This is a genomic window from Roseibium sp. AWQ4_290 (assembly GCF_056160985.1).
Window position 1 is genome coordinate 172,549 of the sequence record NZ_JBSWYG010000008.1, and the last position, 12,692, is coordinate 185,240.

The following is a 12,692-nucleotide window of genomic DNA, read 5'->3' on the forward strand; positions in this document are numbered from 1 at the left end:
TCATGTAGGAGAAGCTGCAACGGTGGGGGCTTTTGAGAAGGCACCAGGCGGTTTTGACATTGGAAACGGTGTTTATGGCAAATGAGAGCGGCAGCCCGGATGGGCAGGGACTGAACCGGACAGGGGCCGGCGGGACAAGCGGGCCCGCCGATGTTGATCTGGCTGAGGAGGCTGTGCCGGTGTCTCCAGACCGCTCGAATGGCATAGAGACCGGCTCTGAAAAACATCCATTCCCGAAACCTTTCTGGTTGAAATTGACCGGGCATGACATCACGGCCCCGTTCATACTGCTCTTTCTTGCGTTGGTCCTGTTCGTTCCGGGGCAATGGACTGTGCCGCCTCTGGACCGGGATGAACCCCGTTTTACCCAGGCGACCAAGCAGATGCTGGAACGCGGGGACTACATTGACATAAGGTTCCAGGACCAGCCCCGCCACAAGAAGCCGGTTGGCATCTATTGGCTTCAGGCGGGCGCCGTGAAGCTGACCGGCCTTGGGCCCGACGCTCCGCTCTGGACGTACCGTTTGCCGTCTTTGCTCGGGGCTGTGCTCAGTGTGCTTGCAGCCTTCTGGATGGCGCGGGCGTTTTTGGGGCCTGCTGGGGCGCTTATCGTGGGCATGTTCGTTGCGCTGGCGATTATTGTCGGGGTGGAGGCGCGCCTTGCAAAAACAGATGCGGTTCTGCTTGCGACGGTTCTGATCGCGCAAGGGGCCCTGGCTCGGATCTGGTTGAAGGACCCGGGAAAACGATTATGGGGTCTCAGCCTTGTCTTTTGGACAGCGCTTGCCGGCAGCGTTCTCATCAAGGGGCCGGTTGGCCCGATGGTCGTCGGTCTGACGGTGGTGGCCCTGATCGCCCTGACGCGGAAAGCGAAATGGTTCAAGGCCGCCTCACCGCTGCTCGGACTGGTTTGGTTCCTGCTTCTTGTCTCCCCCTGGTTCGTCGCCATCTGGATTGCGACGGACGGGACCTTCTTTACCGAGGCCATCGGCAAGGATCTTCTTGGCAAGGTGGGCCAAGGCCAGGAAGGACATGGCGCGCCACCGCTGACACATCTGGTGGCCATGCTCGGTGTGTTCTGGCCGCTCCCTGCCTTTTTCGTCCTGTCGCTGCCGCTGGTCTGGAAAGAGCGGGCCAGCCCTCTGGTTGTCTTTTCCCTTTGCTGGTTCGTGCCCAGTTGGGTTGTCTTCGAGCTGGTGGCAACAAAATTGCCGCACTATACCATGCCGCTCCTGCCTGCGCTGGCGCTGCCGGTGGCCGCCGCCCTGCTGGAGGGAGCTGGGGAGAGCGCCAAAAGATGGGCGCGGATCCTGGCTGCGGTCCTCCTGGCACTGCCCCCTGTTGGCCTTGCGGCTGCGGCCTTTGCCGGACCGTTTGTGTTGAAGACCTGGCCATCGCCTCCGGGCGTGGTGCTGGTGGGTATTGGGGCCGGATTCGCGCTGGCTGCCGCGTCCCGTCTCCTGCGTGGGCCCGCGCTCAAGGCGCTGCCGTCGGCGGCCCTGTGCGGGATCAGCGTGGCCATCGGTGTCTGGGGATTTGTTGGCCCGGCCCTGACCCCGATCTGGGTCAGCCCCAGACTTGTGGCCGCTCTTGATGAGATCCCTGGATGCGGCGAAAAATCCGCGCGGCAGGTCGTGACCGCCGGGTTCCACGAACCGAGTTTTATTTTCCTGGAAGGGACCGGAACGAAGATTATTTCACCGAAAGGGGCGGCAGACTTCCTGGCGGAGCCGGAGGCGGGGCAGACGCATTCCTGCCGGGTTGCCGTCATAGAAAGCCGGGATGAAGCGGCGTTTTTGGCTGCTGCAAAGGAGAATGGTCTTGTGCCCGTGGTCCGAAAAAGGGTAGACGGCCTGAATATTAATGGTGGAGATGACCTCGACATCGCGCTTTACCAAACGGCCGCAGCGGGAACCACGGGTGCACAAAACGGAAATGACAAGCAGCAATAGCGGTACAGGCCGGATTCTGGCGCGGATGCGCGGGAATGTCCGCCGGGCCGGGATGCTTTTTTCCGGCCGCAGGGACCGGGTCCGACACAATCTGGATCCGCTGCCTCCGGGGCAAAGACCGCAGGACATCCTGGCCATCCTGCTCCTGACGGTAGGGGTGGCCGTTGTTGTGTTTGATGTGCCGACCTATCCCTGGCTCCGGTCCTTGCCCAATGAATATCGCAACGCCTTCCGCGCTTTCACCGATTTTGGCAAGGCAGACTGGATTCTGATCTCGACTGGCCTCGTGTGCCTGTTTCTTTTGGCGCAGGATGCAAGCCGGTTCGCGTTCCGTCTGCGCATGGCGGTCGGCTCTGTCTTCACCTATGCGGCCTTTATCTTCTATTCAGTCGCTGCAACCGGATTGTTGGCGATCGCCTTCAAATGGTCCCTTGGCCGGGCCCGGCCGAAGCTCTATGAGCAAGTCGGTCCGGTCCGCTTCGACTTTCTGGCTTTTGATGGCACCTATACCAGCTTTCCGTCGGGACATTCGACCACGGTTGCAGCCCTTGCCACTGCGCTGGCCTTTATCTTTCCCGCCTATCGCTGGCTGATCATTGTGGCCGGGTTCTGGCTCGCGTTCAGCCGTGTCATGGTCGGCGCCCATTACCCCAGTGATGTGATTGCCGGAACCCTGCTCGGGATGACCTTCACTTTCTTCACAGTCCGCGCCATGGCCAGCCGCCGGATCGGATTTCATCTCAATGCCTCTGGCAAGATCGAGCCGAACATGAATGCGCGCTCTGCCAAGGCATGTGGCCGCAGAGCGTGGCAGGTGCTGCGTGGCCAGCGCGGCTTGACGCGGGTCTTGAACGAAACCGCGCCTGCGGATGAAACGGAACGGACAGTTTCATGACACAAAGCTATCTTGAAGGTCTTGCGGCCAGCAAGGGAACCCTGGCCGTGACGGTTGTCGTTCCGGCAAAGGATGAGGCACAGAACCTGCCCATTTTGCTGGACGAGATCGAAACGGCCCTCTCGGGCCGGACGTTTGAGGTGATCGTTGTGGATGACGGTTCTTCCGACGGGACCGATATCGTGCTTCAGGATTACGCGGCCACCCATGACTGGCTGCGCCCGGTGCGCCACGAAAGCTCCTGCGGGCAAAGCTGTGCCGTGCGGACCGGCGTGCAGCATGCGCGCGGGGACGTGGTTGCCACCATTGACGGCGATGGCGAAAACAATCCGGCTTATATCCCGCAGCTGCTCGATGCGCTGCAGGCAGCGGGGCCTGACATCGCGCTTGCGGCCGGGCAGCGGCTGGGGCGCAAGGCGAGCCTGGCCAAGCGGTATGCGTCGAAATTTGCGAACAAGATCCGAGGCGCGATCTTGAAGGACAAGACCCGTGACAGCGGCTGTGGTCTGAAGGCTCTGCGCCGGGAAGTCTTTCTGCAGTTGCCCTATTTCGACAGCTGGCACCGCTTCCTGCCTGCCCTCGTGATCCGCGAAGGCTTTGATGTTGTCCATATCGATGTTCAGGACCGCCAGCGCCGTCATGGAACCTCGAAATACGGTATTTTTGACCGGGCCCTCGTTGGCATACTGGATCTGGTGGGGGTCTGGTGGCTGCGGCGCCGCAGAAAAAAGAGACCGTCCGTGCGGCCGCTTACCTGACTGGCGCTGGACCCGCCTTGATAAAAACAACGGGTGTTAACCCGACTGGACCGAATGGACCTGCCAAATGAGTGCTCTTTACGACTGGCTGCATACCGTCTTTGTTGAACAGTTCGACTTCTGGATCATCCTGGGATTTTTCGCGCAAGGCATGTTCATGATGCGCTTTGTGATCCAGTGGATCGCGTCGGAACGGGTTGGCCGGTCGATTGTGCCGGTGGCGTTCTGGTTCTTTTCCATCGCCGGCGGATCTCTGCTTTTGATCTATGCGATCCAGCGTCAGGACCCGGTCTTTATCGCCGGGCAGGGGCTCGGGCTGGTGATCTATTTCCGGAACTTGTGGCTTATCTTCAAGGAAAAGCGGCAGGATCCAACTATCTGATCCTGCCGCTGTTGAACCTTGCTATGCTTCGCCCTGGCCGGGAGGTCCTGTGTCAGCCGAAGGCTTTCTCCAGCGCCTGACGCATGTCGGTGATCAGGTCCTGCGGATCTTCCAGGCCGATATGAAGGCGCACGGACTGAAGGTTATCATCAGGGCGGAACACGGAGCGTGCGCCCTTGAGCTTGACCGGGATCGCAAGGCTTTCGAATCCGCCCCATGAATAGCCAAGGCCAAACAAACACAGGCTGTTCAGAAATTTGGACGCCTGAGCCGCCGATGTGCCATCGGCAAAATCAAACCCGCACAGGCCAGAGGCGCCGGAAAAGTCACGTTTCCAGATTGCGTGACCGGGATCGGATTCAAGGGCTGGATATCTGAGGCGGCTGATTTGTGGCTGGTCTTTGAGCCAGTTGAGTACGGCGAGGGTGTTTTTCTGGTGCCGCTCCAGCCGGACCGACAGGGTGCGCAACCCACGCAGACCAAGATATACGTCATCGGGCCCAACATGGCTGCCCATAGCCCCGTGCACGGCGTCAAGGCTTGCCCAGGCCCGCTCACTGGCAGCAATTGTACCCAGCATCACGTCGGAATGACCGACAATATATTTTGTGCCGGCCTGGATGGAGAGATCCACGCCGAGGGCAATTGGCTGGCAGTGCAGGGGGCTTGCCCAAGTGTTGTCCATCAAAACAAGCGCACCGGCTGCATGGGCCGCATCAGATATGGCCGGAATGTCCTGCATCTCAAAGGTGAGGGAGCCTGGAGCCTCGGTAAAGACGGCCTTTGTTTCCGGGCGGAACAGGGATTTGATCTCACCGGCGAGCGCCGGATCATAATAGTCAACTGACACACCACAGCGGCTCAGAACTATGTCGGCAAAATGCCGTGTTGGATGATACGCCGTATCATTGATCAGGATGTGGTCGCCGGATTTGACGCAGGTCAGGATCGCCAGCGCCACCGCATTCAGTCCCGAATTGGCGAGCTTTACCCCTTTTGCGCCTTCAATCTCCGCCAGCGCCCCTTCCAGGGAATCGGTCGTCGGGTTGCCCCTGCGCGCATAGGTGTAGGTCTGGCCGCCGCTTGCCATGGTCTCCACATCCGGAAACAGTACGGTCGATGCGTGCACGACGGGTGGGTTGACAAAACCGTGGAAGGCGCTTGGGTCACGCCCTGAATGGGTCAATCTGGTGTCAGGTTTCAGGGGGGGCTTCGAATCTGAATTCGGCATGGCAGATCTTAATGGGCTGGTGGTGAAAAGAGGGCCGCAAAAGCCCTGTTGGATGCCATCATCCTAGGCCTAGGCATGCGGCCGCAACAAGCGCAATTCACCGGTGCGGAGGTGTTATTTTCGCGGGCAAGTTTTTTTTAAGGTTAATACCTCGAACCGGACGGCTGGATTAGGATGAACTCATTTTAGGCATTGAATGATTTCGATTTAGCCATGTTCGCTATTTGTGCATAGGGCCGTGGCTAAAACCTGCCAGAGGCTCCGAAATTTGACGAGATAGTGACAGCAAGTACTTGACCCGCACAGCCAAATGCCATCGTATGAACATGTTGGGTAGAGCGGGAGATTTCTGGAGGACGCCGCTGCAACAGCTGGCGCTCGTTCGGGAACGGACGTTGAGGATTTCACTCGTTCAGCCACAGCAAAAAAATAAAGTATGGGTAACAAATAAAGGCTGCATATCCATGACTAAAAAAATCCTTCCACTCGTACTCGGCGCTGCAATGGGCGTCGCCGCCTCTTCGGCTGCGAGTGCGACAACCCTGGAAGATGTCAAGGCAAAGGGCTTCATCCAGTGTGGTGTGAGCCAGGGTCTGCCGGGCTTCTCCAATCCGGACGCACAGGGGAACTGGACCGGTCTTGACGTTGACGTCTGCCGCGCCATGGCCGCTGCCGTATTCGGTGATGCGACTGCCGTAAAGTTCACGCCGCTGTCTGCCAAGGAGCGTTTCACCGCGCTGCAGTCCGGTGAAGTGGACGTCCTGTCCCGTAATACCACCTGGACCATGTCCCGGGACACCCAGCTGGGCTTGAACTTCGCTGGCGTCAACTATTATGACGGTCAGGGTTTCATGGTCCGTAAGGACCTGGGTGTGACCTCTGCACTTGAACTGTCCGGCGCTTCTGTCTGCACCAACACCGGCACCACCACCGAGCTGAACGTTGCCGACTATTTCCGCGCCAACAACATGCCCTACGAAATCGTGGCCTTCGAAAAGGCCGATGAGGTTGTGGCTGCATATGACGCTGGCCGTTGCGACGTCTACACCACGGACGCTTCCGGTCTTTATGCCCAGCGCCTGAAGCTGACCAACCCGGGAGACCACATGGTTCTGCCGGAAATCATCTCCAAAGAGCCGCTTGGACCGGTTGTTCGTCAGGGCGACGATGAGTGGTTCAACATTGCGAAATGGACCCTCAATGCGATGATCAACGCTGAAGAGCTCGGCGTTACATCCGAAAACGTTGACAACATGAAGTCTTCCGACAATCCGGCCGTCAAGCGTCTGCTCGGCGTTGAAGGTGCTTACGGTGAAGGCATTGGTCTGTCCAACGACTGGGCGTACAACATCATCAAGAGCGTCGGCAACTACGAAGAATCCTTCAATGCCAATGTCGGTCCGGACACTCCGCTCGGCATTTCCCGCGGTGTGAACGCACTGTGGAGCAATGGTGGTTTCCTCTACGCTCCGCCGATCCGCTAACACCTCTCTTTTGAGGTTCCGGGGTTCCGGCGGCCTTCCGCCGGAACCCTCAACAAAACAAGTCCACGTAATAAGACTGGCGCAAAGCCGGACACACGTGGGGACCAAGCTGCTTCGCGACCGATAGGGGAATTGCGCAAAAGCGCGTAGGGATGAAGCAGTTGTGACGCGAAAGAGGAGAGGCTTCGGGCCGGGCTCTTTCCGTGAACTTGGGCGAGGTTCTATGGCAGTAATGGAGCAGGAATCGGCGGAGGCGCCGGCGCGTGCTTCGTTGGTGAATGATCCCAAAGTGCGCGGCTTTTTTTATCAGGCTCTCCTGATCGCTGCGCTGATTGGCTTTGGGTGGTTTATCGTAACGAACACAATCGCCAATCTGGAAAGGCAGAATATTTCCTCAGGCTGGGGTTTCTTGGACATCACAGCTGGTTTTGGCATCATTCAGTCGCTTATACCCTATTCGGAAACGTCGAGTTATGGTCGGGCCCTTCTTGTTGGGGTGCTGAACACAATACTAGTCGCCGCAGTAGGTATTTTCCTTGCGACGATCATTGGATTTGTCGTTGGAATCGCCAGACTATCAAACAATTGGGTCATCAGCAGGATAGCCTACTGTTACGTTGAGCTTGTTAGAAACGTACCGCTGCTGCTTCAGATCTTTTTCTGGTACTTTGCAGTTTTGCGTGCTGTTCCAGGAAAACGTGACAAATGGTCCTTCTTCTTTGACAGTTTCCACCTGAATATTGCCGGTCTCCGCGGACCCAAACCGATTTGGGAGACGGGCTCAGAGTTCATCGGATATGCTCTGATAGTGGGGATCATTGCTTCGTTTGTGGTCTCCAGTTGGGCCCGCAAACGTCAGGAAACAACCGGCCAGCAATTCCCGGTCTTCTGGGCCGGCCTCGGGCTGATTTTGGGCCTGCCTGTGATCACGTATTTCGTGACCGGAATGCCAATGTATCTTGAGTATCCTAACTTCATTGAAACCGGTCCGATTTTACGGCGTGGTTTCGAATTGGGCGTTGGTTTCAATCTCATTCCGGAATTCCTGGCGCTAACGGCCGCGTTGTCGATTTACACGGCGGCGTTTATTGCGGAGATTGTTAGGGCTGGGATTCAGGCTGTCAGCCACGGGCAAACCGAGGCGGCCCATGCGCTCGGACTGCGTCAGGGACCGACACTTCGTCTTGTGATCATCCCGCAGGCAATGCGCGTCATTATTCCTCCTCTCACGAGTCAGTATCTGAACTTAACCAAGAACTCATCTCTGGCAGTTGGCATCGCTTTCCCTGATCTGGTGTCTGTGGGCGGAACGGTGCTGAACCAAACAGGTCAAGCTATTGAGATCATCGCAATCTGGATGGCGGTCTATCTGTCGCTCAGCCTGATCACCTCCGCCTTTATGAACTGGTACAACCAGCGCATGGCGCTCGTGGAAAGATAAGGGGCGCCTAATATGACCAATTCTGAAATGTTTCAGATCCGCACGGAGGAGGCGCCACGTTTACCGGCGCCGGTCTCCACCACCGGTCCGATCGGCTGGATGCGGCAAAACCTGTTCTCGTCCATCGGGAACACTATTCTTACCATGTTTGGGCTGCTGCTTGCCTATTCAATCATCCAGCCATTTGTGCAGTTCGCATTGATCGACGCGGTCTGGACGGGCGATAACCGTGAAGCTTGCCTTCCCCAGGATGGCGGTCATAGTGGTGCTTGTTGGGCTTATGTGGAGGCTTATTTCAAGCAGTTTATTTATGGCCGGTATCCGTCTGACCAGATCTGGCGCGTTGACATTGTGTTTACATTATTTGCGGCCCTACTGATTCCGCTGGCAATTCCGAGTGCACCGTTCAAGCGCACAAACGCGGTCCTGTTCCTGGGCGTGTTTCCCTTCGTGGCTTTGATCCTGTTAACCGGCGGTCATTTCGATATCGGGTTCTGGACATGGTTCCTGGTCGCGATGATTGCAATTGCCGGGATTGGCTTTGCGCTCCTGCAAATGCTTGTTTTTGGCAACAGCTTTTCAGAGGCAACTCCGACGCTGGCCGGGTTTGTCGGGACCGCTGCTGTCATTGGAGCCGTGCTGTTGGCCTGCTCGGTCGATTTTGGCCTGACGGATGTTGAAACTGCCGTCTGGGGCGGGCTGCTGGTGACGCTGGTGATTGCGGTGACAGGGATTGTTGCGTCGCTGCCGCTGGGAATTGCACTGGCGCTCGGCCGCAGGTCGCAGATGCCGATCATCAAGCTGGTTTCGGTGATCTTCATCGAATTCTGGCGCGGCGTGCCGCTGATCACAGTGTTGTTCATGGCGTCGGTCATGTTGCCGCTGTTCCTTCCAGAAGGTGTAACGTTCGACAAGCTGCTCCGGGTTCTGATCGGTGTAACCCTGTTCTCTGCTGCCTATATGGCGGAAGTGGTGCGCGGTGGGCTTCAGGCCATTCCGAAAGGGCAGTATGAGGGCGCCATGGCGTTGGGGCTGCGCTTCTGGCCGATGATGTATCTCATCATTCTGCCTCAAGCTCTGAAACTTGTGATCCCCGGAATCGTGAACACGTTTATCGGCCTCTTCAAGGATACAACCCTGGTGCTGATTGTCGGTATGTTCGATCTCCTTGGGCAGATCCAGTCTTCCTTCACGGATCCAACTTGGTCGACGCCCAGTCAGGGGCATACCGGCTATCTTTTCGCCGCGATGGTATTCTTTGTCTTCTGCTTTGGCATGTCGCGATACTCCATCTTTATGGAGAAGAAGCTGCACACAGGACACAAACGCTAGCGATGTCGTCCGGAGCGCGCGGGGGAACGCGGCGCGCCGGCTCAAGAAATTTTGGAGTAACACTCATGAGCGAGAATGCAGTCAACGCGGAAAGTCTCTCCGCCGACCGGTCGAAAATGCAGATTTCCGAAACGGATGTCGCTATTGAAATCAAGAGCATGAACAAGTGGTACGGCGATTTTCATGTGCTGCGTGACATCAATCTGAAGGTCATGCGCGGGGAGCGGATCGTGATCTGTGGACCCTCCGGCTCCGGCAAATCGACCATGATCCGCTGCATCAACCGTCTGGAAGAGCACCAGGCCGGTCAGATCATCGTGGACGGGATCGAACTGACCAACGACCTTAAAAAGATCGACGAGATCCGCCGGGAAGTCGGAATGTGCTTCCAGCACTTCAACCTGTTTCCGCATCTGACCATTCTGGAAAACTGCACCCTGGCACCAATCTGGGTGCGGAAGATGCCCAAGAAGGAAGCCGAAGAGATCGCGATGCACTATCTGGAGCGCGTCAAGATCCCCGAGCAGGCCATGAAATATCCGGGGCAGCTTTCCGGTGGCCAGCAGCAGCGTGTGGCGATCGCCCGATCACTGTGCATGAGCCCGAAAATCATGCTGTTCGATGAGCCGACATCGGCGCTCGATCCGGAAATGATCAAGGAAGTGCTGGACGTGATGGTCGGTCTTGCGGAAGAAGGTATGACCATGCTCTGCGTGACGCACGAAATGGGTTTCGCCCGCAAGGTGGCGAACCGGGTGATCTTCATGGATGCAGGGCAGATTGTTGAGCAGAATGAACCGGAAGAGTTCTTCGTCAACCCGCAGCACGAACGCACCAAACTGTTCCTGAGTCAGATTCTACACCACTGAACGGCTGCGTCCCATGCGTTTTGGACGGATAGCCCGCCGCCTTGCTGGCGGGCTCTTCTTTATGGGGCTGGCGGTCATCACGGCTCTGGGCCTTGGGGTGGTGATCCCGTGGCCCTTTTTGCCATCCGCACCTTCCGGTAAGATGGACCAAGAGGCGAAACGGCAGGTCCTGGTGCTCGCCAACCCGATTCATACCGATATTGCGCTGCCTGCAGAGCCTGATGTTCTTGGGGCGTTGTCTTTTGTATCCGAAGCGGGACTTGACCTGGAATTTCCGGGTGTGCAATGGGTCATTGTCGGCTGGGGAAGCCGCTCCTTTTATATCGGGACACCGTCCTGGGCGGACCTGAAGCCGGGACCGGTACTGCGGGCTCTCACTTGGGATGCCTCCGTAATGCATGTGCGCCGGGCCGGACCGATTTCAACGGACCATGAGGACGTTCTGGTACTTGATCTTTCAAGGGCCGAATTCGACTCGTTGCTTTTGGGCATTACCGAAAGCTTTCAGAGGGAGGACCGTCAGCTGCCGGCGGCGATTGCCGGTGCCAGCTATGATGATCACGACCTCTTCTTTCCGGCGCAGGGCGGGTTCAATGCCCTGATGGGATGCAATACCTGGACAGCGCGCATGTTGAGGCGCGCGGGTCTGCAAACCGGGATATGGACCCCTTTGCCCTGGTCGTTGGACTGGTCGCTCCATCTGCACAACCGTCTTGGCCGGCCCGTGTCCTAGCCGGCCGTAAGGGCTGTCATTTGAAGCGTGTGCAGGCGTCCCAATGTTGAAAAAGGGGGGGGGCGAAAGCGTGTGGAATCGCCAGAAAAGCCGTCAAACACATAGTTTGAACGCATGAATTTAAACTGATTGCGAATATTGCCGGTGGCCAACGGGACGATGCCCTCAAAAGGGGTGTCTATATTATCAATACAGCTAGCGGTTTAGAATTTGTTTATTGGCATCAGGTGACGTATTGGCAGTTCTTATGGGGGAATTGTCATGCGGGAACCGGACCATGACTTCGTTACACGGCTGAGATTCGCCGAGATAGACACAGAGACGATTGAGGGGCTGCGCCAGCTTTGGCCGGTGGTGCTGCCTGCGCTGGATCATGTTCTGGAGGCATTTTACACCCACTTGAAGAGCGTCGACAGTCTGTCGCACATGGTAGGCGACATGCAGCCAAGGCTCGTGTCTGCGCAAAGGGCCCATTGGGAAAAACTGTTCAATAGCGGCTTTGATGCTGACTACCGCGAGAGCATCAACCGGATTGGGCATGTGCATTGCCGGATCGGTCTTGAGCCCCGGTGGTATATTGCCGGGTACCAATTTGTGCTGGCGCGGCTCCATGCTCATATTGTTTCCAAATACCGGCATTCCTTCAAGGATTTGAGCGGGTTGCTCTCTCACCTGACCGCCGCTGTCTTCTTTGACATGGACCTGGCCATCTCCACCTATGAAGAACGGCTTCTGGAAGAGCGGGAAGAACAGACCCGGCAGCTAAACCTTGCAATCGAAGACTTTCAAAGCAAGGTGCAGACACCGCTTCAGGATGCGGATGAAGGCGCCAGTGCGGTCAACCGGGAAGCGGCACAATTGTCCGATGTCTCGCGAACGGCCAAGTCGGAAGTGGATGTGGCCGGTGGCATTTCCAAGGAATCGAGCCTGAATGTTCAGACCGTGGCGTCGGCCACGGAGGAATTGTTCAGTTCCATTCAGGAAATCTCCAAACAGATCGCGGGAGCGTCCCAAATTGCAAGTCAGGCCGCAGGCAGTGCAGAAGATTCGACTGCTCAGGTGGCAAGCCTTTCCGGGTCTGCCCAGAAGATCGGCGATGTGGTCGGGCTCATTCAGGCAATTGCGGAACAAACCAATCTTCTGGCACTTAACGCAACCATCGAGGCAGCCCGCGCTGGTGACGCGGGACGGGGCTTTGCGGTGGTTGCGAGTGAGGTCAAGACACTTGCCGAACAGACCGCAAAAGCGACAGAGGAAATCAGTGAGCAGGTCTCGGAAATTCAGGATTCCACCGGCGCTGCAGTCGGCTCCATCCGTACGATCGCCGAAGTGGTGAAACAACTCGATGAAATGACCGGGTCGATTGCTGCTGCGGTTGAAGAGCAGGGCGCTGCGACCCAGGAGATTTCAGAAAGCGTGCAGAAAGTTGCAGACGGGGCCCATACGCTGGACGAGAACATCACCGGCGTTGGCCAGGCCATTGAGGCAACGGATACAGCGGCCGGCAATTTTTCGGCCGCTGCGCGCCAATTGAATGCCAGCGCCAAGACGATCTCCGAGGAAATCAGGACCTTCTTTGACATCCTGCAGAAAACGGCCTGACGGGGTTCTTTCG

11 protein-coding genes are annotated in these 12,692 nt (G+C 57.4%); 10 read left to right on the forward strand and 1 reads right to left on the reverse strand.

Annotated elements, in window-relative coordinates; translation table 11 throughout:
• The first annotated feature begins 74 nt into the window (after positions 1 to 74).
• The 4 genes from ACXAH0_RS10280 to ACXAH0_RS10295 all read left to right on the forward strand — a co-directional run bounded on the left by ACXAH0_RS10280 (position 75) and on the right by ACXAH0_RS10295 (position 3,987).
• Positions 75 to 1,952: a glycosyltransferase family 39 protein gene (locus tag ACXAH0_RS10280; protein WP_475173250.1), complete on the forward strand. Its 1,878-nt coding sequence runs from the start codon at positions 75 to 77 to the stop codon at positions 1,950 to 1,952.
• Positions 1,936 to 2,847: a phosphatase PAP2 family protein gene (locus ACXAH0_RS10285; protein WP_475190883.1), complete on the forward strand. Its 912-nt coding sequence runs from the start codon at positions 1,936 to 1,938 to the stop codon at positions 2,845 to 2,847. Before ACXAH0_RS10280 ends, ACXAH0_RS10285 begins: the two co-directional genes overlap by 17 nt.
• Complete coding sequence (locus ACXAH0_RS10290; RefSeq protein ID WP_475173245.1) at positions 2,844 to 3,605, forward strand: glycosyltransferase family 2 protein; 762 nt, start codon at positions 2,844 to 2,846, stop codon at positions 3,603 to 3,605. The genes ACXAH0_RS10285 and ACXAH0_RS10290 overlap by 4 nt, the downstream gene beginning before the upstream one ends.
• 67 nt (positions 3,606 to 3,672) lie before the next feature.
• Positions 3,673 to 3,987: a lipid-A-disaccharide synthase N-terminal domain-containing protein gene (locus ACXAH0_RS10295; RefSeq protein ID WP_475173243.1), complete on the forward strand. Its 315-nt coding sequence runs from the start codon at positions 3,673 to 3,675 to the stop codon at positions 3,985 to 3,987.
• A 52-nt stretch (positions 3,988 to 4,039) separates the two neighbouring features.
• Here ACXAH0_RS10295 and metC read toward each other — a convergent pair whose 3' ends face one another.
• Complete coding sequence (gene metC, locus ACXAH0_RS10300; protein ID WP_475190886.1) at positions 4,040 to 5,218, reverse strand: cystathionine beta-lyase; 1,179 nt, start codon at positions 5,216 to 5,218, stop codon at positions 4,040 to 4,042.
• 464 nt (positions 5,219 to 5,682) lie between these two features.
• Between metC and ACXAH0_RS10305 the strand changes: the two genes are divergently transcribed.
• From ACXAH0_RS10305 to ACXAH0_RS10330, 6 genes are all read left to right on the forward strand, one after another.
• On the forward strand, positions 5,683 to 6,702 hold the full coding sequence (locus ACXAH0_RS10305; RefSeq protein WP_475190889.1) for an amino acid ABC transporter substrate-binding protein: 1,020 nt from the start codon (positions 5,683 to 5,685) through the stop codon (positions 6,700 to 6,702).
• A 223-nt stretch (positions 6,703 to 6,925) separates the two neighbouring features.
• Positions 6,926 to 8,143 carry an amino acid ABC transporter permease gene (locus ACXAH0_RS10310; protein ID WP_475190893.1) on the forward strand — a complete coding sequence of 406 codons (1,218 nt, stop codon included), beginning with the start codon at positions 6,926 to 6,928 and terminating at the stop codon, positions 8,141 to 8,143.
• A gap of 12 nt (positions 8,144 to 8,155) precedes the next feature.
• Positions 8,156 to 9,475, forward strand: a complete 1,320-nt coding sequence (locus ACXAH0_RS10315; RefSeq protein WP_475190895.1) for an amino acid ABC transporter permease — start codon at positions 8,156 to 8,158, stop codon at positions 9,473 to 9,475.
• Positions 9,476 to 9,540: 65 nt separating this feature from the next.
• Positions 9,541 to 10,344, forward strand: coding sequence for an amino acid ABC transporter ATP-binding protein (locus ACXAH0_RS10320; RefSeq protein ID WP_475173231.1), 804 nt, complete (start codon positions 9,541 to 9,543; stop codon positions 10,342 to 10,344).
• A 13-nt stretch (positions 10,345 to 10,357) separates the two neighbouring features.
• Complete coding sequence (locus ACXAH0_RS10325) at positions 10,358 to 11,077, forward strand: TIGR02117 family protein (protein WP_475173230.1); 720 nt, start codon at positions 10,358 to 10,360, stop codon at positions 11,075 to 11,077.
• A gap of 261 nt (positions 11,078 to 11,338) precedes the next feature.
• On the forward strand, positions 11,339 to 12,679 hold the full coding sequence (locus tag ACXAH0_RS10330) for a protoglobin domain-containing protein (protein ID WP_475190897.1): 1,341 nt from the start codon (positions 11,339 to 11,341) through the stop codon (positions 12,677 to 12,679).
• Positions 12,680 to 12,692: the final 13 nt, after the last annotated feature.

Bases quoted from the DNA above. Each gene is read 5' to 3' on its own strand.
- ACXAH0_RS10280 (WP_475173250.1), top strand. From the start codon at position 75: ATGGCAAATGAGAGCGGCAGCCCGGATGGGCAGGGACTGAACCGGACA.
- ACXAH0_RS10285 (WP_475190883.1), top strand. From the start codon at position 1,936: ATGACAAGCAGCAATAGCGGTACAGGCCGGATTCTGGCGCGGATGCGC.
- ACXAH0_RS10290 (WP_475173245.1), top strand. From the start codon at position 2,844: ATGACACAAAGCTATCTTGAAGGTCTTGCGGCCAGCAAGGGAACCCTG.
- ACXAH0_RS10295 (WP_475173243.1), top strand. From the start codon at position 3,673: ATGAGTGCTCTTTACGACTGGCTGCATACCGTCTTTGTTGAACAGTTC.
- metC (WP_475190886.1), bottom strand. From the start codon at position 5,218: ATGCCGAATTCAGATTCGAAGCCCCCCCTGAAACCTGACACCAGATTG.
- ACXAH0_RS10305 (WP_475190889.1), top strand. From the start codon at position 5,683: ATGACTAAAAAAATCCTTCCACTCGTACTCGGCGCTGCAATGGGCGTC.
- ACXAH0_RS10310 (WP_475190893.1), top strand. From the start codon at position 6,926: ATGGCAGTAATGGAGCAGGAATCGGCGGAGGCGCCGGCGCGTGCTTCG.
- ACXAH0_RS10315 (WP_475190895.1), top strand. From the start codon at position 8,156: ATGACCAATTCTGAAATGTTTCAGATCCGCACGGAGGAGGCGCCACGT.
- ACXAH0_RS10320 (WP_475173231.1), top strand. From the start codon at position 9,541: ATGAGCGAGAATGCAGTCAACGCGGAAAGTCTCTCCGCCGACCGGTCG.
- ACXAH0_RS10325 (WP_475173230.1), top strand. From the start codon at position 10,358: ATGCGTTTTGGACGGATAGCCCGCCGCCTTGCTGGCGGGCTCTTCTTT.
- ACXAH0_RS10330 (WP_475190897.1), top strand. From the start codon at position 11,339: ATGCGGGAACCGGACCATGACTTCGTTACACGGCTGAGATTCGCCGAG.